The sequence below is a fragment of the Gilliamella sp. Bif1-4 genome, assembly GCF_001690535.1.
GTDB lineage: Bacteria > Pseudomonadota > Gammaproteobacteria > Enterobacterales > Orbaceae > Gilliamella > Gilliamella bombi.
Map to the genome: position 1 here is coordinate 16,889 of NZ_LZHC01000061.1, position 18,699 is coordinate 35,587.

Here is an 18,699-nt window from a genome sequence, read left to right on the forward strand (position 1 = left end):
ATCATTTTAGAAAAAATGATTTAATTTAATAATAAATATGTTTTAATAAGCTTGATTAAGATTTTTATTTATATCGTGTTAATTTTCCAATTTATAAGGAGATTATATGAACCAGTTCACGCCATATAGTATATATGGCATTATCGGTTATCCTTTAGGGCACAGTATGAGTCCACTTATTCATACTACGTCATTTCAAGATTATGGGATCCCAGCAGTTTTAGTTCCTTTTCCTACTCCGCCAGAAGAGATACCGACACTTTTTAAATCAGTAAGATTACTAAATATCCGTGGATTATGTGTCACTATTCCACATAAACAGGCTATCATCCCTTATTTAGATGAAGTGACAGATCATGTAAAAAAAGCAGGTGCTGCGAATTTGGTGTATTGGGATGGGGATAAGCTTTGTGGGGATAATACAGATATTATTGGATTCATGGAGCCACTTCAAAATAAAAAACTGCCAGCTGATTTCAAAAAAGTGTTATTACTTGGTGCAGGAGGTGCTGCACGTGCAGCTGTAGTGGGATTACAGGAACTTGGTTATACCGATATTACAGTAACGGATATTGCTAATGATTTACCTCAGGCATTAGCCAGTGAATTCAACCTTAAAACTATTTCATGGGAAGACCGTAGCAAAGTTGAAGCTCAAATTGTTATTAATTCAACACCATTAGGTATGACGGGTAAATTTGAGAATCAAACACCTTATAAACAAGCTTGGTTTAAAGGTAAAGGTGTGGCTTACGATATTGTTTATACTCCATATAATACTTGTTTTAGACAAGAAGCAGAAAAAGCTGGCTGGGAATCTATTTCAGGGCGTGAAATGTTTATTGGTCAAGCAAATGCTCAATTTAAAATTTGGACCGGAAAAGATCTTTCTGAACGAGCAAAACAGGCTGTAATTGATGCTTTAATTAAACATTAATTACCAAACAGGCAAACATATCTAGTTAAATTGGAATTAGTTGTATTTTCTACTGTTTATACAATTAGCTGCTATTGCCAACTATATTACGTTGGCATAGGTAAAGTTAATATATTAATTGGATAGATCAAGCGCATTATAATAAGGAGCATTTATGACTAACTTAGAATTGCAAGCGTATCGTCGTTTTCTTATGCTAAAAGTATCAGAAGCTAGTGAATATATTGGCAAAACAGATATTAATACATGGCATGATTGGGAAAATGGTACAAAGCCGATCCCAGAGTTTGTCGGAAAAGCAATGCAAGAACTAAAAAAAATCAGAAACGAAAAAATAAATATTATTATAAATAGTATTAATGATCGTATTGGTAGTAATACAATCCGCTATTTTATGACATACAAAGAGTTCAAAAAGGTAAATTTAGATCTTGATGTGATTCAATGGCGATTACATCAATCGATTGCAACAGAGCTCTATTTCCGTGGTTTAGAAAAGTTATGTTAATTAACTTTATTAAGATGACTTTTAGGTTTTAAAAGCTTCCTTATAGTTATTGTAAACATTTCATTACGGATGATTCTATAGAGGTTTTGTTTAATTATATAAAAAATATATAGTTATATAATATGTAAAAAATTTGTTGCAAAAATAAGAGCGAATCACTAGCATGGTTAATATATTCTATAAATCTGAAAAGATAAAACCCTATATGAATAAAACAATTTTTTTAGTTGGTGCACGGGCTGCAGGTAAAACAACGATGGGAAAGATGTTAGCAAATAAGCTATCGTTTTCTTTCATTGATACCGATAGATATTTACTCGAAACTACCCAAAAGACGGTAGCCGAAATTGTTGAAAAAGAAGGTTGGGAAGGATTTAGAGCAAGAGAGAGCCAGGTGTTGATTGATACAACTAAACCTAATTGTGTCATCGCAACTGGTGGTGGCATGGTATTAGCTGAGCATAACCGGAATTTTATGAAACAAAATGGTACAGTTATCTTTTTATCTGCACCTGCGGCAACATTAGCTGCGCGTTTAATGAAAGATCCTAATATTGCTCAACGACCATCACTAACGGGTCTATCTATTTCTGATGAAATGGAAAAGATATTGGCTGAAAGATTACCTTTATATCATGATGCTGCACACCATGTGATCAATGTTGATCAAGATGAAAGTTTGATTCTTGCAAAAATGTTTGAAATACTTCAAAACTAATTTAACTTCTTTTAATAAAAATACCACTTTTTAAGCGGTATTTTTATTAATAATAGGAAAAAATAAATTTTTAAAATTTAACCAAGATTCTATATAAGTTTAATTTTTGAATAAAACTTTATTGTTTTTTAGAACCAAATAAAAGCTAAGTAACAAATTTATACTTACTATCTTTCTGATTAATATTGATACTTGTATATTGAATAGAATTATAATTTTATGTTTTACATATGGAGTATGACAAGTGGATAATCGAAAGGTCAATTCTTATGGAATTGCTGGATCTATATATGCGAATTATATAATACAAAGTATTGCATTAATTGTGATCATGCAATTCTCAAATGATATATCGAAACAACTTAATATTGATCTAATCGGCATTGGTAAAATTGCTTCGGGTATAGGAATTGGAAAAATATTATTAATGTTTGTTGGTGGTGTATTGTCAGATAAATTTGGTCGCAAACTATTTATTTGTCTAGGTATGGCTTGTTATGCTATTTTTTTTCTAGGAATGCCTTTTTGTACTAATATAAATATTGCTTTTTGTTTAGCTATTGCTATTGGGGCAGGAAATTCTTTTTTAGATACTGGTTCAATGCCTGCATTAACAGAATGTTTTCCAAACTCATGTGGTACAGCTAGCGTATTGATCAAGGCTTTCATTTCAATGGGGTCTCTTGTTCTTCCATTTATTGTTGTTTTTTGCCATCAATACCAAATATGGTATGGTTGGTTTTTTTTCGGTTTTGTTGCTTATTTAATAGTTAATACACTGTTTTTACTTCCTAAGCAGTTTCCACATATAGATACCTCCATTAAAAGTAATGAATGCTCACAAAGTTATTTTATTGGAAAACCTAATTTTGGATTTGAAGGTATTTTATTAATTATTATGGGATTTACAACAACAGCAACATTCGTTATTGTTTTGCAGTGGTTGCCAACTATCGCTATCAGAGCTGTTAATATGAGTGAACCTGATGCTAATCAACTGATTAGTTATTATAGTACTGCATCAATTATTTCAGTATTTGTTACGGCTTTTGTAGTCAAGCATCTATTAAAACCTATCTTTTGTATCATTATTTTGCCTGCCTTATCTGCGTTGATATTAATTATTTTTTATTTTAATGTTTCACCAGCAGCGTGTGTTATCGTCGCAATAGGAATGGGATTTACTGCGGCAGGTGGTGTACTTCAATTAACTTTGGTTGTTATGCAACAAATGTTCCCAACAAGAAAAGGTCTTGCTGTAGGTTGTATGTATACTTTTAGCGGTCTATCGTTTGTTATCATTCCGCTTATAGTACCAGAATTAGCTATGTTCAATGTAAGTTATGCCATATTAATTGACTTTTTTATTGCGATATCAAGTGTAATACTTGGCTCAATTATCTTTTATCGTTTTAAAAAGGTCGTTGATATAACAAAAATATAATTTTATATGTTTTAAGGGGAATAATGTTAGAGGGCATACCAATATGGCATGCTTTTTTTTGATATTAACACCCCATAGCATTTTAATTTATTTACGTATTTAACAATTCAATATTTTGTTAATCCATTATTACTTAATCAAAAATCATTAAGCTTAAGCCATTAACTTTTATTAATAACAAATTTTGAGATTATTATTAGATTCTTAAAATATTGCTTGCCATAAAACTAAAAATAAATAAAAATACATAAAAAGTGAATAAGCATTCAATTTGAAGTGATTGTAAAAATGAAAGAACGTACAACTAAGTTAGTTGATGGCTTAAGACATTCAGTACCTTATATTAATGCACATCATGGTAAAACATTTGTAATTTTGCTCACAGGCGCAGTGTTAAAAAGTAATAATTATTCAAGTATTATCAGTGATATTGGTTTACTTTATAGTCTAGGTATTAAACTTGTTATTGTTAATGGTGCTCGCAATCAGATTGATGAATCTTTAAAAAATCATAATATCACACCTAAATATTATAAAAATACGCGTATTACAGATGCAATAACATTAGACATCATTAAACAAGTTACTGGTTCATTACAACTCAATATTACTGCAAGTTTATCAATGAGTTTAAATAATACTCCATTACAAGGAGCTCACATCAGTGTTGTAAGTGGTAATTTTGTGATTGCACAACCTTTAGGGGTAGATGATGGCGTTGATTATTGTCATACAGGTAAAATTCGTCGTATAAACAACGAGGCTATAGCAGAACAACTAGATCGTGGCTCAATTGTGTTATTAGGTCCAGTTGGGGTTTCGGTTACAGGTGAAAGCTTCAATTTAGCGTCTGAGGATGTCGCAACCGAAGTTGCTATTCGCTTAAAAGCGGATAAATTAATTGGTTTTTGCGCTGAACAAGGTGTACTTGATGAAAACGGTCGTGTTATTACCGACCTTTATCCTGTTGATGCGGATAATTATGTCAACAAAAAAGAGCAGCAAGGTAAACCTTTATCTAGTGAAGCACGTTTTTTACGTGCAGCATCTAAAGCATGCCGTAGTGGAGTCAGACGAAGCCATTTGGTAAGTTATTTGGTTGATGGCTCAATTTTACAAGAATTATTTTCTCGTGACGGGATTGGAACACAAGTAGCGATGGAACATTCTGAACAAGTGCGTTTAGCAACTATTAACGATATTGGAGGAATTTTAGAACTCATACGCCCACTTGAAGAACAAGGTATTTTGGTTAAACGTTCACGTGAGCAGTTAGAAATGGAGATCGATAAATTTACTATTATTGAACGTGATAATATGACAATTGGTTGTGCTGCGCTTTATCCATATCCTGAAGAAAAAATGGGAGAAATGGCCTGTGTAGCTATTCATCCTGATTATCGCAATTCATCTCGAGGAGATGACTTAATTGAAAAGTTAACAGAAAAAGCAATCCAGCTAGGGCTCGAGAAAATATTTGTTTTAACTACACGTAGTATTCATTGGTTTAGAGAAAAAGGTTTTAATCCAGCAGAAGTAGATGATTTACCTATTAAAAAGAAAAAACTTTATAATTATCAAAGAAATTCTAAAATTTTAATGCTTGATATTCTTTGAACTATATTTAAAATAGATCTGGGAGCAACTAAAATTTTTAATATTATAAATTAGGTATTAAATAATGGGATATTAATGCCAGCTATAAAAAGTAATTAAAATTAGTATGTTACAACAGTATTTAAAATTTGCATTGTAAATGCTTTTTTTAAATAAAATCCACGTGGTCGAGTTAAAATGATATCACCATTTTCACTAATTGCTTTGGTAAGAGCTTGTCCATTGGCTGCTTTAGGTCTAATTTGTAAATAAGTACCATATCGAGCGGTAATTTTTTCAACATGCCCTAGTGCTATCATATCCATTAACTCTTCCCAGTCTTGTTTGAGCTGTTGTTCTTGTTCTTTAGTTGGTGTCCACATAATAGGTTTTCCAACTTTTCTATTTGCGAGAGGAATAGTTCTTTCACCTTCTATCGGAATCCAAAGCACTTTTGCAAGTTTATATCTGACATGGCTTGTCTCCCAAATAACGCCATGATTAGCCATTAATGGTGTGACACTAACAAAGGTTGTTTCAAGTGGTTTACCGTGTTTATCAACAGGAATAGTTTTAAGCTCTATACCAAGATTAGCAAAATCTTGCTCAGCTTTACTACCAGCATTTGCTCCTAAAAAAGTTTCAATAAGATTGCCTACCCAACCCTTTTGTTTATTTAAATTATTCGGTATAGGTATGTTTAAGTATTGTGCTATCTCGCCAAAAGTATAACCTGCTGCTAACTGAGCTCGTTGCAATAATTCTTGTTCACTATTAGGAAAAAATATAGGCATGGCAAAAAATAGTTAACTTACTTGTTAAGAAAACACAGTCAATTATATTGACTGTGAATCTTAAAATAAAGAGTTATTAGCTTAACTTTTCAACCCAACTTGCATAGCTATTAATAATAAGGGATAAGAATTCTTTACTTTTTTCAGTAATATTACCACTTTCATCAAAAGCAGAAGCTACATTACCAATATAAGCTTCAGGCTGTTGTAATGTCGGCATATCAAGAAATACTAATGATTGACGAAGTTGATGGTTAGCGCCAAACCCACCAATTGCACCTTGTGAAACGGAAACAATTGCAGCGGCTTTTTTAGACCAAATGCTCTTACCATAAGGACGAGAACCAACATCTATTGCATTTTTGATAACAGCAGGAACTCCACGATTATATTCTGGTGTCACAAAAATAACACCTTGACAATCGGCTACTTCTTTGCGGAAACGAGTATAAGAGGCAGGAGGGGTATCATTATCAATATCTTCATTATATAAAGGTAAATCGCCAATTTGAATAATTTGTAATGAAAGTGATGGTGGTGCGATTTTTTGAAAAACTTTTGCTACTTTTAAGTTATAAGAGTCTTTGCGTAAACTCCCTACTAGTACAGCAATTTTTTTACTCATCTTAAATCTCCACTTTTTTTATAAGAGGTATTTTTAATACCTCTTAAATTAATAGTATTTGTTAATGTCCTGATGAGTCGACTTTTCGGCCTGCTTCAAATAAGAACCACGCACGTTGTTCTGTTTGATCGATCCACTCTTCAATTAAACTGGCAGTAGCGGTATCATTGTATTTATCACAAATATCATGTGCAACACGCATACGTTCTGTTAGTTTTACATTATCTTGGCATAGCTCGGCAAGCATATCTGATGGTTCAACGAAATCTGCATCATTATCAGAAATACTTTGTAATTTAGCAATGTGACCAATTGAGCGTAGAGTTGTGCCACCTAACTTACGGACGCGTTCCGCAATCGGATCTGTCATTGCAAATAGCTCTTCACCTTGATCATCTAACATTAAGTGGTAATCACGGAAATGAGGGCCACTAACATGCCAATGAAAGTTTTTAGTTTTTAAATATAAAGCAAATACATCTGCTAAAACAGAATTCATTGCTCCAGAAATATCTTTTGATGCCTTTTGTCCTAAATCAGTAGGAAACAAAATAGCTGATTGTTGTAGTTTTTTAGCAGAAGCCGTACTTTTAGCCATGATATATTCTCCTTTAAATTGAATAATAAATACCCGTATTGACAAAATTACGCCAACTTAATGTGAATGTCCAATAAAAAACGTTAATTTTTTACTATCATTGCTATTTCAGTAACCTATGGTTTTTTTTATCTCTTACTTTTTCTTGTTTCTATTTATTTGAAACAATATCTTTCAAAATAAAAGAAAATGTTTCAAAGTGTGATTTAGTTAAAAGTTTTTGTATTTCAAAATTGATAGCATTAATGCGAAATTTAACTCAATAGGAGACAATATGATTGATGCTATTTCATTTGGTGCCGAATGGTTTATTGGTTTATTCCAAGAAGGCGGCAAGGTATTTGTGGGTATGGTAACAAGTATATTACCATTATTAATTTCATTACTCGTTGTGATGAACGCAGTGATTAAATTTATTGGGCAAGAACGTATTGAACGTTTAGCGCAAGCTTGTGCGGGCAATCCTGTTTCTCGATATCTATTATTACCACTTATCGGAACTTTCGTATTTTGTAATCCAATGACATTAAGCCTAGGCCGGTTTATGCCAGAGTTTTACAAACCGAGTTATTATGCAGCTTCATCTTATAGTTGCCATTCAATGAATGGACTCTTTCCACACGTTAACCCTGGTGAACTTTTTGTTTATTTGGGAATAGCGGCCGGTTTAACTACCTTAAATTTGCCTTTAGGCCCTCTTGCTGTGAGTTATTTCCTTGTTGGTTTAGGTACTAACTTCTTTAGGGGGTGGATTACTGACTTTTGTACTGCCATTTTTGAAAGAAAAATGGGCATCAAGTTAGAAAGAAAAGTTCATCTATAATAAAAATAAGGAATATAAAAAATGGCAAAATTTATCCAAATTGAAAAAGGCGAAGCAGGTTGGGGTGGACCTTTGGAGCTTCCAGTTATTGCTGGTAAAAAAATTGTTTATATTGCAGCAGGTACTCGTCCAGCCATAGTTGACACTTTAGTTGATCTAACAGGTTGGGAAGCTATTGATGGTTTTAAAGATGGCGAGCCGCCTAAAGAAGAAATTGGTGTTGCTGTGATTGATTGTGGAGGAACATTACGTTGCGGAATTTATCCAAAAAATCGTATACCAACTATCAATATTCATGCCACAGGTAAATCAGGCCCTCTGGCTCAATATATTGCTGAAGATATTTATGTTTCTGCGGTAAAACCTCACAATATCAAACTAATAGAAAAAGAAGGCGATGTTGTAAGCGAACCAGCAACAAACGATAAATCGTCTGAATTTAAAGATTATGACAGCAGCAAAAAAATTACTGAACAAAGCGATGGTTTGTTAGCAAGAATTGGTATCGGTATGGGGTCTGGTGTTGCTGTCTTCTTTCAAGCTGGCCGAGATACAATTGACACTGTACTGAAAACAATACTTCCTTTTATGGCGTTTGTATCGGCACTAATTGGTATCATCATTGCATCTGGATTGGGTAACTTTATTGCGCATGGGCTAGTACCACTGGCAAACAATCCGCTTGGATTGGTTATTTTAGCCTTAATTTGTTCATTTCCATTACTTTCCCCATTCTTAGGTCCTGGTGCGGTTATTGCTCAAGTTATTGGGACATTAGTTGGTGTTCAAATTGGACTTGGTAATATTCCACCACATTTAGCATTACCAGCATTATTTGCCATTAATGCACAAGCAGCATGCGACTTTATTCCTGTTGGTTTATCACTTGCTGAAGCTAAACAAGATACAGTTCGAGTAGGGGTACCATCGGTGTTAGTTAGCCGCTTTTTAACTGGTGCGCCAACAGTATTAGTTGCATGGGCGGTATCGTTATTTATCTATCAATAGATTGTTTAAAAAATGGGATGGTTTCATCCCATTTTAAACTAACGTTAAAAATAAAAAACTTGGATTAAGTGAAAGCAAGAAATAAGAAGGTTAATGATGTCAAATATTATCTATCAATCAAAAATTAGTCAAATTGGTGAGTTTGCTCAAGATGCATTAACTGATGGTATGTTAATCCTGTTTAAAACTGGAGCACCAGCAGATTTAGCGGATTATTGTTTTGTGCATAGTCATGATGATTTAAAACAAGATTTACAAGTTGGGCAGACCATTTATCTAGGTAAACAGAGTTACAAAATTACCGCGGTGGGTGATGTTGCTAGCGTTAATTTCCGTGAATTAGGTCATATCACATTAAAATTTGATGGTAATAGTCAAGCCGAATTACCAGGAACCATTCATATAGAAGGTGAAACTCCAAGTCAGCTTTTTGTGGATGATGAAATTAGAATTGTAAATGATTAAGGAACATAGAAAATGAAACAAGTAGCAGTTGTTATAGGTGGCGGACAAACTCTTGGTGAATTCTTATGTAAAGGTATCGCTGATGCTGGATACAAAGTTGCCGTTGCAGACTTGAATGCCGCTAATGCAAACAAAGTTGCAGATGAAATAAATCAGAAATATGGCGCTGGCACAGCAAAAGGCTTTGTTGTTGATGCAACCAAAGAAGCTAGTGTCATCAAGTTAGCGCAAGACGTTGAAGCTATATTTAAACATTCTGACTTATTAGTCTACAGTGCAGGAATTGCACGTGCAGCTCCAATTACCAGTTTTGCATTAAGTGATTTTCAATTATCGGTTGATGTCAACTTAACTGGTTATTTCTTATGTGCGCGCGAATTTGCAAAATTAATGGTAAAACATAATACTGCTGGTCGTATTATCCAAATCAATTCGAAATCTGGAAAAGTGGGTAGCAAACATAATTCGGGATACAGTGCAGCCAAATTTGGTGGTGTAGGATTAACACAATCACTAGCCCTAGATCTTGCTGATTGCGGTATTACTGTAAACTCATTAATGTTAGGTAACTTATTAAAATCCCCTATGTTCCAATCGTTAATACCACAGTATGCTAAAAAATTAGGTATTCCTGAAAACCAAGTGGAACAAGTTTATATTGATAAAGTTCCTTTAAAACGAGGTTGTGATTATCAAGATGTACTTAACGTATTGCTATTTTATGCAAGTGATAAAGCATCATATTGCACAGGGCAATCAATCAATATTACTGGTGGACAAGTGATGTTCTAGTTCAAATAAAGTGCGAAAGTTAATTTAAACTTATCGCACTTTTTATTCTAGCTTAAACAAAATGGAAAAATATTAAATATGACGACCACTCTAGTTGCTATAGCGCTTATTGCTTGGTGTATTCAAATTATTTTTAGTTGGTTTCAAATTCGCCGTTTCAATAAAGCGTTTCTAGCTTTAAAAAAAGGTTGCTACTTAGGTGTTGGTCGCAGTAAAAGTAAACGATTTAGACCAAGAGTATTAATTGCAATTTCATTAGATGAAAATAAAGTTGTGATTGATTCTATCATAATGAAAGGGATCACGGTATTTGCATTGCCTAAATCTATTTCCCAGCTCCATGGCTTATCTGTATCAGAAATAATCCCAGAAAAAATATTTCCAAACGACCTAATATCACAAAGTGCGTTGATTGTTGCCTTAACAGCAAACAATTAATAATTATCTTTTATTTTGAAAAGTAATTTCTTTCATTATAAAGTATAATGGTTTGCAAAATAAAATTTCCTATATACTAATAATGATGGAATCATAATATGAAAGTAAGGCAACGACAAACAGCTATTTTAGAATACCTGCAAAATCATGGGCAAGTTAGTATCGATGAATTAGTTGAGCATTTCAAAACGACTGGAACTACAATTCGTAAAGATCTTACTCAACTTAGCCAAAGTGGTCTAGTTTTACGTACCTACGGCGGTGCCATGTTAAACCGTGAAATTGGTGATAGAGCTATTGATCATAAAACCTACATCAACATTGGATCTAAAAAATCAATTGCATACGAAGCAGTTAAATTGATCCAAGAAGGTGACTCAATTATTTTTGATTCTGGAAGTACTGTTGCTCAGATGATTCCTATACTGACAAGTTTCAATAATTTGACTATTATGACCAACAGCTTACACATTGTAAATGAACTCGTTGCGCATAATAATGATCATACTATTATCTTATCAGGTGGCACTTTTCGCCGTAAATCGGCCTCTTTTCACAGTAACAGCGCATCAACTGCGGCCATATTTGAATCTTACACTTTTGATAAACTATTTATGGGGGCTGATGGGATTGATTTAGTAGGGGGCGTGACAACATTTAATGAAAGCTATCACGGCAGTGTTGCCATGAGTAAAGCTGCGGCAAAATTAATATTATTAGCTGACTCAACCAAGTTTGGCAGGCGTAGTCCTAATGTTGTGTGTGACTTAAATGCTGTTGATACCATCATCACCGACAATAAATTAGATGACAAATATTATGAAGCACTCATACAACGAGGCATTAAAGTCATTAAAGTAGAAGTAATTGATAAAGAATAAAAAATAGCATTGTTTAAATGTTGCATTAGCGGGAATCTATTTGAGTGATGCAAATTATTAACAAAACAAATTTAATTTTCTCAAAATTAAAAACCCGCTAAAGCTGAGCGGCTAACAAGCATACCGACTTATCACCTTAAAATAACAATCTAGCACGAATTGTTCCTGGCACGTTTTTCAGTTTAGCTAACAATTCTTCAGCCTTACTTTGTTTAACTCTATCGATATCAATAACAACATAACCAATCTGAGGATCAGTTTGTAAATATTGTGCTGAAATATTAAGCCCTTGTTCAGCGAATAACGTATTGATAGCAGTTAGAACACCAGGTTGGTTACGATGAATATTAATAAAACGACTAGAGCCTTTAGCCGGAATAGGTAAAGAAGCTTCAGGAAAATTAACTGCTGAAAGTGTCGCACCAGTATCAGAATATTTAGCTAGTTTACTTGCGACCTCAACCCCAATATTTTCTTGTGCTTCGCTAGTTGAACCGCCGATATGCGGAGTAATAATTACATTATCAAATTGACATAATGGAGATTCAAAAGGGTCGTTGTTACTAGCAGGCTCTGTTGGAAAAACATCAATAGCTGCCCCGCTAAGTTTATTGGTTTTTAAAGCTTTAGTTAAAGCATTAAGATCGATAACTTTACCGCGTGAAGCATTGATTAAAATTGCGTCTTGTTTCATTGCATCAATTTCGTTATCACTAATCATTTTGATGGTTGTTGGATTTTCTGGTACATGCATTGAAACAATATCGCTTATTGCTAGTAATTCTTTCATTGTTGAAACTTGTTTAGCATTGCCCAAAGGTAGTTTTGTTTCAATATCATAAAAATAAACATTCATCCCTAACGATTCAGCCAAAATACTTAGTTGGCTACCAATATGCCCATAACCAATAATACCTAAATTTTTACCACGAGCTTCGTGTGAACCCGTCGCAATCTTATTCCATTTTCCACGGTGTGCTTTAGCATTTGCATCTGGTACTCGACGAAGTAATAATATTGCTTCGGCTAATACAAGCTCTGCTACAGATCGCGTATTTGAAAATGGTGCATTAAAAACAGGAATCCCTTTTATTGTCGCTGCATCAAGATCAACTTGGTTGGTACCTATACAAAAACAGCCAATGCCAGCAAGTTTAGGTGCAGAATCGATAATATCCTTAGTTAATTGTGTTCTTGATCGGATCCCAATAAACCGAACATCTTTCAGAGCTTGCTTAAGTTCTTCAGGTGATAATGCGCTTTTATGATATTCAATATTGGTAAAGCCGGCGGATTTTAATATTTCAATTGCGCTAGGGTGAACTCCCTCAAGTAATAAAAACTTATTTTCATCTTTGGTTAAAGTTTGAATAACCATTATTTCCTCTCTTTCCTTCAGCATACAAATTGGTACTTATAATTAAATACCATTATTAACTTTATTGTAGTAAATGATTTTATCTAAGCTCTTTTACACCCGTACTGCATCCAACAAGCGCAATATCAGCACCTTTATTGGCAAATAATCCAACAGTAACCACACCTGCAATGCTATTAATTCGGTTTTCTAGCTCCATTGGTTTAGCAATGACAAGATCATGAACATCTAAAATCACATTACCATTATCGGTTATAACGCCTTGACGATATATTGGTTTACCGCCCAGCTTATATAACTCACGAGCAACATATGAACGTGCCATTGGGATCACTTCAACCGGTAATGGGAATTTACCTAATACATCAACAACTTTTGATTCATCAACAATACAAATAAATTGTTTAGCAATGGCTGAAACAATTTTTTCGCGCGTTAAAGCTGCGCCACCACCTTTAATCATTTGCAACTGGTGATTGATTTCATCTGCACCATCGACATAGACATCCAAACAATCGACTTCATTACAATCGAGAACAGGAATACCATAGCTTTTTAATTTTTGGGTCGATGCTTCTGAACTTGATACAGTGCCTTTGATTTGATCTTTTATTGTTGCTAATGCATCAATAAAATGGGATGCGGTGGAGCCTGTTCCTACACCAATAAAAGAATCAGGTTTGATAAATTTTAAGGCTGACCAGCCTACGGCTTTTTTTAATTCGTCTTGTGTCATAACACCCCCCTATTTTGAGGATAATTTTTCTTAAAAAAATAAAATTTTGAAAGCAAAATTGTTGAAGATATGGCATAGTACCCAATTAGACAACAAAAATCATTAGGATTTTAAGAATTAAATCAACTTTATGATATGTTTAAAACTTATTACGATATTAAAGTAGATTCAATATTTGAGCAATGATCAAATCATTAATAAAGAGATTATGAAGCGTCCAGATTATAGAGCGTTACAAGCATTAGATGCGGTGATAAAGGAACGAGGATTTGAAAGAGCTGCTGATAAATTGTGTATCACACAACCTGCGGTTTCGCAACGTATCAAACAATTAGAAAGCTTTTTTGGTCAACAACTGCTAGTTAGGACCATTCCTCCAAGAGCAACCAAACAAGGGGAGCACCTGCTTGGCTTATTACATCAAGTTGAATTATTAGAACAGCAATGGTTAGGTGATAACGAGCAAAATGCCACACCATTATCGTTATCCATTGCGATTAATGCTGATTCTTTAGCAACTTGGTTTTTACCTGCGTTAAAACCAGTTTTAGATAAAAATATCTTACGTTTTGATATTCAAGTCAAAGATGAAGAACATACGTTAGAATTATTGCGTTTAGGGACTGTAGTTGGAGCGATTAGCATTCAAGCTAACCCTTTACCAGGTTGCCTGTCTGATTTACTCGGTGCTTTAGATTATATTTTTGTGGCTTCTCCTGATTTTGCTAAAAAGTACTTTCCAAATGGCGTGACCCGATCATCTCTATTAAAAGCACCTGCTGTTGCATTCGACCATTTAGATGATATGCATCAGGCTTTCTTACAAGAAAACTTTAACCTTACACCAGGCAGTGTAATTTGCCATATCACTAGTTCATCTGAAGCTTTTGTGCAATTAGCTAAACAAGGCTCGGCATGTTGTATGTTACCAAAGTTGCAAGTTGAGCGAGAATTAAAAAATGGTGAATTAATTAATTTAACTGATGGGTTATATCAAAGACGTATGTTATATTGGCATCGTTTTGCTCCTGAAAGTAGTGTAATGCAAAATATCTCTGAAGCATTAATTCGTTATGCACAACAAACATTATCACAGCCTCAGGATTTAGATCACAAGTAATAGATAAATTAAGTGATTTTTATACTGAAACACATACTTACCTGAAACTTTTTAACAAAATAAAGTCTATATTTAAAGAGCTGAAGATATGAGCCAATTAAAAAATGATCGTTATTTACGAGCTTTACAATGTCTGCCTGTAGACTATACACCAATTTGGATGATGCGACAGGCTGGTCGTTATTTACCTGAGTATCGTCAATTAAGATCAAAAGCCGGTGATTTTATGACGATGTGTCAAACGCCAGAATTAGCTTGTCAAGTTACTTTACAGCCATTACAACGATTTGATCTTGATGCGGCTATTATTTTTTCTGATATTTTAACAATTCCTGATGCTATGGGGCTTGGCTTATATTTTGAATCGGGTGAAGGACCTAAATTTAAAAAATCGATATCTTGCATATCAGATATTGAACAATTACCTATCCCAGATCCAGAGCAATCACTTAAATATGTGATGGATGCGATTCGATTAACAAAAAAAGAACTCAATGGTAAAGTTCCACTAATTGGTTTTTCGGGAAGCCCATGGACATTAGCCACCTACATGATTGAGGGAGGCAGTAGCAAAGCATTCACTAAAATTAAAAAGATGCTTTATAGTGAGCCCAAAGCGTTGCATCAACTACTTGAAAAACTCGCAAACAGTATCGCATTATATTTGAATGCACAAATTCAAGCGGGAGCACAATCAATTATGATTTTTGATACTTGGGGCGGCGTATTAAGTCATCAAAGCTATCAAACATTTTCACTTGACTATATGCAACAGATCTTATCGCAATTAAAACAAGGTAAAAAGAGTCGAGATATAACCTCATACATTCCTGTTACTTTATTTACTAAAGGGGGAGGAATATGGCTTGATCGTATTATTAATACTGGTTGTGATGCGGTGGGAGTGGATTGGACTGTAAATTTAAGCCAGATTACTCAAAAAGGGAAAATAGCAGTACAAGGGAATTTAGATCCTTCCGTTTTATATGCAGGAAAGCAAACAATTGAATCCAACGTAGAGGCCGTTCTTAATGAATATGGCTATCACAATGGTCATGTTTTTAATTTAGGGCATGGTATTCACCAAGATATCCCTGTAGAGAATGTGCAGCATTTGATTGAAGCGGTACATCGACAGTCAAAAAGGTTTCATCATGATTAAAAATCCTGTTCAATTAAGGCTAGAAAAGTTACCACAATGGAAACAACGTCTATTTATGGTCTGTTTATGTGAACGAATGTATCCCAACTTTGTTTTTTATTGTCATCAGCAACAAAACGAAGATGATGCTAAGAATTACAAAAAAATACTGGATCTAGTTTGGGAATCGCTATTAGTTGAAGATGTAAAAATCAATTTTGATTTACAGCTTGAAAAATTAGAACTCATTATTCCAACTGTAACTGATGATAGTCCTTATATGGTTTATCCTGCCATTGATGCATGTCATGCACTTGGCGAAGCCTTACACTCTTACTTGAGTGGCGAAATCTCTGAACATACAGCTAAAGTCAGTAGTATATCAGCAACCACAGTTGCTGAATTTGAAATGACCAAAACAAATGTTACTCTTTCAGAAGATGAACAACAAACTTTACCTAGTGTTATAGATGAATTCGATTTGCAGTGGGAACTATTTCGATTACTACGCGAAGAAAGCAATGAAATGAATGAGTTGATAAAAGGTTTGAAAGGTGAAATTCGGGCAGCGGGAACTAGTAATGTTGGTGTTTTTTTGAGCTATCAAGGCGTTTAAAGTGTAATTTATAAAATTTTTATTAAATTTTTCTTTAATATTGGACAAATATAGACTACATTTAACAGCAATGTAATCTAAGCAACGTTTACAGTAACGACGCTAGAATATTAAGTTTTAGCTTCGTTTATAATGTTAACTTTAACAATAAAATAATATGTAAGGATATACCCATGAATAAAACAGAACTTGTTGACGCTATTGCTAGCAAAGCTGATATTACCAAAGTAGCTGCAAAAACGGCGTTGGAAGCTACATTAGCCGCTATTACTGAATCATTGAAAGCAGGTGAGCCAGTTCAATTAGTTGGTTTTGGTACATTTAAAGTTAATTCTCGTAAAGCTCGTACTGGTCGTAATCCAAAAACTGGTAAAGAAATTAAAATTGCAGCAAGTAAAGTACCAGCATTCGTATCAGGTAAAACTTTAAAAGAAGCAATTAAATAAGTTGTCTTTTCTTACTCTCAACTTGATAGAAGTATTAGACTATAGGGTATAGCCTTATGGTCTAATCGTTTCAATAAAAAATACAATGTTTTAAGATAGATCATTTTGTGTTTTTCTATCCTATTTATAATTAATATTAGATCCCAATTAGAAATTACACTGTTAATAATTTAAGCAATTATTTCAACCAATTTTGCTTGTAATATATCAACTAAATCTTGAGGTGCGATTTCAATTTCTAATCCTCTTCGTCCGCCTGATATGAACATTGTTGTATGCTGCTTTGCGCTTAAATCAATGAGTGTAGGTAATTGTTGTTTTTGACCTAGAGGACTGATTCCTCCTACTAAATAACCTGTTATCTTTTGGGCTAAATTAGGATCAGCTAAATCTATTTTTTTGCAGTTTAATGCTTTTGCTGCTTTTTTAAGATCTAAATGTGTATCGACAGGCAACATGCAAACCGCTAGCGCTTTGTTATTACCGCTTAAACTCACAATTAAGGTTTTAAATACCTGTGCTGCTGTAACATTCAAACTGGGATCAAGTTTATCAATAGCTTCTTTCCCATAGTTAGTTTGGTTGAGATCGTGTTTATATTGGTGGATATTAAATTTGATTTTTAACTTTTTAAGTAAATCAATTGCAGGAGTCATAGCTTTTATCCAATAGATTTAGTTAAATCAAAATAGTATATGGCAAATGATATCCTTACCAAAATAGAGTTGGTAAGGAAATGAATTAACAATTAAAGAATTAATTTGTGGTCTTTTTGATTTTTATCATCACTGTTAGGTGGTGGTGCTGAGTTAGAGGCACTATTTGCTAGCGTATAAAGACGATAGAAAAAGCTAGTAACAAAAATATCAAAAAAGATACTACAGAAAGAGAAGAGCGTATCAAGGACAAAATTGTCACTGTCAAACGCAATAGCTAATCGAGCAAAAGCTATCACAAATGCTAGGTAGATTAATACCATCAAAATAGCTGAGCGCCACTGGGTTTTTGATAACTGAATGCTTAATGAAAGTGAGTCAAGAATATTGTTTTGACCAGGTTCAACCAGCGAAGCAAAAAAGAAATTACAAAAGATAATTAAAATTAGGATTGGAATCAGTAGTACTAAAAAAATTAATATAAAAATAAGTGCTTTAGGTAAAAGCAAATTTAAACTAATAAGCACTATAGATAACATCAATGAGACTAAAAATATAAAGACACCAATGATAAGATAAAAAAGAATAATTTTTAATGTATTTGATAACGCTTTAGACAGTAATAGATTTAAATTAAGTTTATCGCTGATATAAAGGTTAGAAATTGTTGCTATACTAATTGCTTTTAAAATAATGCCAATTAGTAATGTCAACATCACGAATAAAACATAGTTAGTTAAATTTCGTGAAAAATAGATTTGTTCAGCTAGATTTTGTTTGTCAAAGAAAGAATTAAAAAACGCAGGAATTAAAGCTAGCGTTAGACTAACAAGAACAAATTGCGTAATACGATTACGAATAAAATTGCGAGTTTGTGTAAAAGTTAAAGGAAAAGAGATTTTTTTTTGCATTTCTATATAAGTTCCTTAATATGTGGTAACTGGCTTAGTTACCACTATTATTTTTGAATGATTAAATT

The 18,699-nt window shown here is 33.6% G+C and carries 22 protein-coding genes; 15 read left to right on the forward strand and 7 right to left on the reverse strand.

Annotated elements, in window-relative coordinates; genetic code table 11:
• Nucleotides 1-106: 106 nt before the first annotated feature.
• The 5 genes from aroE to argA all read left to right on the forward strand — a co-directional run bounded on the left by aroE (nucleotide 107) and on the right by argA (nucleotide 5,224).
• Nucleotides 107-937, forward strand: coding sequence for a shikimate dehydrogenase (gene aroE / locus A9G25_RS08710; protein ID WP_065626598.1), 831 nt, complete (start codon nucleotides 107-109; stop codon nucleotides 935-937).
• Between the two features lie 154 nt (nucleotides 938-1,091).
• Nucleotides 1,092-1,445, forward strand: a complete 354-nt coding sequence (locus A9G25_RS08715; RefSeq protein ID WP_065626599.1) for an Aca2/YdiL-like domain-containing protein — start codon at nucleotides 1,092-1,094, stop codon at nucleotides 1,443-1,445.
• A gap of 205 nt (nucleotides 1,446-1,650) precedes the next feature.
• Entirely contained in the window at nucleotides 1,651-2,163 is a 513-nt protein-coding gene (gene aroL / locus A9G25_RS08720) for a shikimate kinase AroL (RefSeq protein ID WP_065626600.1), read from the forward strand.
• Nucleotides 2,164-2,407: 244 nt separating this feature from the next.
• On the forward strand, nucleotides 2,408-3,607 hold the full coding sequence (locus tag A9G25_RS08725; protein WP_065626601.1) for an MFS transporter: 1,200 nt from the start codon (nucleotides 2,408-2,410) through the stop codon (nucleotides 3,605-3,607).
• A 288-nt stretch (nucleotides 3,608-3,895) separates the two neighbouring features.
• A complete protein-coding gene (gene argA, locus A9G25_RS08730) occupies nucleotides 3,896-5,224 on the forward strand; it encodes an amino-acid N-acetyltransferase (protein ID WP_065626602.1) in 1,329 nt (442 codons plus the stop codon).
• 101 nt (nucleotides 5,225-5,325) lie between these two features.
• Here argA and mutH read toward each other — a convergent pair whose 3' ends face one another.
• The 3 genes from mutH to A9G25_RS08745 all read right to left on the reverse strand — a co-directional run bounded on the left by mutH (nucleotide 5,326) and on the right by A9G25_RS08745 (nucleotide 7,220).
• Nucleotides 5,326-5,997: a DNA mismatch repair endonuclease MutH gene (mutH, locus tag A9G25_RS08735; protein WP_065626603.1), complete on the reverse strand. Its 672-nt coding sequence runs from the start codon at nucleotides 5,995-5,997 to the stop codon at nucleotides 5,326-5,328.
• A 76-nt stretch (nucleotides 5,998-6,073) separates the two neighbouring features.
• Nucleotides 6,074-6,622, reverse strand: a complete 549-nt coding sequence (locus A9G25_RS08740; protein ID WP_034913448.1) for an NADPH-dependent FMN reductase — start codon at nucleotides 6,620-6,622, stop codon at nucleotides 6,074-6,076.
• 61 nt (nucleotides 6,623-6,683) lie between these two features.
• Nucleotides 6,684-7,220 (reverse strand): Dps family protein, encoded by a 537-nt coding sequence (locus tag A9G25_RS08745; protein WP_034913453.1) that lies wholly within the window; start codon nucleotides 7,218-7,220, stop codon nucleotides 6,684-6,686.
• A gap of 274 nt (nucleotides 7,221-7,494) precedes the next feature.
• Between A9G25_RS08745 and srlA the strand changes: the two genes are divergently transcribed.
• The 6 genes from srlA (at nucleotide 7,495) to srlR (ending at nucleotide 11,627) form a co-directional block, all read left to right on the forward strand.
• Complete coding sequence (gene srlA / locus A9G25_RS08750; protein WP_034913455.1) at nucleotides 7,495-8,043, forward strand: PTS glucitol/sorbitol transporter subunit IIC; 549 nt, start codon at nucleotides 7,495-7,497, stop codon at nucleotides 8,041-8,043.
• A 21-nt stretch (nucleotides 8,044-8,064) separates the two neighbouring features.
• Nucleotides 8,065-9,051 (forward strand): PTS glucitol/sorbitol transporter subunit IIB, encoded by a 987-nt coding sequence (srlE, locus tag A9G25_RS08755; RefSeq protein ID WP_034913459.1) that lies wholly within the window; start codon nucleotides 8,065-8,067, stop codon nucleotides 9,049-9,051.
• 96 nt (nucleotides 9,052-9,147) lie between these two features.
• Nucleotides 9,148-9,516: a PTS glucitol/sorbitol transporter subunit IIA gene (srlB, locus tag A9G25_RS08760; RefSeq protein WP_034913463.1), complete on the forward strand. Its 369-nt coding sequence runs from the start codon at nucleotides 9,148-9,150 to the stop codon at nucleotides 9,514-9,516.
• A gap of 12 nt (nucleotides 9,517-9,528) precedes the next feature.
• Complete coding sequence (gene srlD / locus A9G25_RS08765; RefSeq protein WP_065626604.1) at nucleotides 9,529-10,308, forward strand: sorbitol-6-phosphate dehydrogenase; 780 nt, start codon at nucleotides 9,529-9,531, stop codon at nucleotides 10,306-10,308.
• 78 nt (nucleotides 10,309-10,386) lie between these two features.
• On the forward strand, nucleotides 10,387-10,746 hold the full coding sequence (locus A9G25_RS08770; protein WP_065626605.1) for a transcriptional regulator GutM: 360 nt from the start codon (nucleotides 10,387-10,389) through the stop codon (nucleotides 10,744-10,746).
• 98 nt (nucleotides 10,747-10,844) lie between these two features.
• Nucleotides 10,845-11,627, forward strand: a complete 783-nt coding sequence (gene srlR / locus A9G25_RS08775; protein ID WP_034913476.1) for a glucitol operon DNA-binding transcriptional repressor SrlR — start codon at nucleotides 10,845-10,847, stop codon at nucleotides 11,625-11,627.
• A 136-nt stretch (nucleotides 11,628-11,763) separates the two neighbouring features.
• On the opposite strand, the gene serA is transcribed toward srlR, so the two are convergent.
• A complete protein-coding gene (gene serA / locus A9G25_RS08780) occupies nucleotides 11,764-13,005 on the reverse strand; it encodes a phosphoglycerate dehydrogenase (RefSeq protein WP_065626606.1) in 1,242 nt (413 codons plus the stop codon).
• Between the two features lie 79 nt (nucleotides 13,006-13,084).
• Nucleotides 13,085-13,741 (reverse strand): ribose-5-phosphate isomerase RpiA, encoded by a 657-nt coding sequence (gene rpiA / locus A9G25_RS08785; RefSeq protein WP_065626607.1) that lies wholly within the window; start codon nucleotides 13,739-13,741, stop codon nucleotides 13,085-13,087.
• Nucleotides 13,742-13,949: 208 nt separating this feature from the next.
• On the opposite strand from rpiA, the gene A9G25_RS08790 reads away from it, so the two are divergent.
• From A9G25_RS08790 to A9G25_RS08805, 4 genes are all read left to right on the forward strand, one after another.
• Nucleotides 13,950-14,861 carry a LysR family transcriptional regulator ArgP gene (locus A9G25_RS08790; RefSeq protein ID WP_065626608.1) on the forward strand — a complete coding sequence of 304 codons (912 nt, stop codon included), beginning with the start codon at nucleotides 13,950-13,952 and terminating at the stop codon, nucleotides 14,859-14,861.
• An 88-nt stretch (nucleotides 14,862-14,949) separates the two neighbouring features.
• Nucleotides 14,950-16,023 (forward strand): uroporphyrinogen decarboxylase, encoded by a 1,074-nt coding sequence (gene hemE, locus A9G25_RS08795; protein ID WP_065626609.1) that lies wholly within the window; start codon nucleotides 14,950-14,952, stop codon nucleotides 16,021-16,023.
• The gene (locus A9G25_RS08800; protein WP_065626610.1) at nucleotides 16,016-16,618 is read left to right on the forward strand and encodes a YjaG family protein; all 603 of its coding nucleotides are present in this window, start codon (nucleotides 16,016-16,018) and stop codon (nucleotides 16,616-16,618) included. The genes hemE and A9G25_RS08800 overlap by 8 nt, the downstream gene beginning before the upstream one ends.
• A gap of 173 nt (nucleotides 16,619-16,791) precedes the next feature.
• A complete protein-coding gene (locus A9G25_RS08805) occupies nucleotides 16,792-17,064 on the forward strand; it encodes an HU family DNA-binding protein (RefSeq protein WP_034912351.1) in 273 nt (90 codons plus the stop codon).
• A gap of 170 nt (nucleotides 17,065-17,234) precedes the next feature.
• On the opposite strand, the gene ybaK is transcribed toward A9G25_RS08805, so the two are convergent.
• Together ybaK and A9G25_RS08815 are read right to left on the reverse strand one after the other, a co-directional pair.
• A complete protein-coding gene (gene ybaK / locus A9G25_RS08810) occupies nucleotides 17,235-17,720 on the reverse strand; it encodes a Cys-tRNA(Pro) deacylase (protein ID WP_065626611.1) in 486 nt (161 codons plus the stop codon).
• 92 nt (nucleotides 17,721-17,812) lie between these two features.
• Nucleotides 17,813-18,631, reverse strand: a complete 819-nt coding sequence (locus A9G25_RS08815) for a hypothetical protein (RefSeq protein ID WP_065626612.1) — start codon at nucleotides 18,629-18,631, stop codon at nucleotides 17,813-17,815.
• Between the last annotated feature and the right edge of the window lie 68 nt (nucleotides 18,632-18,699).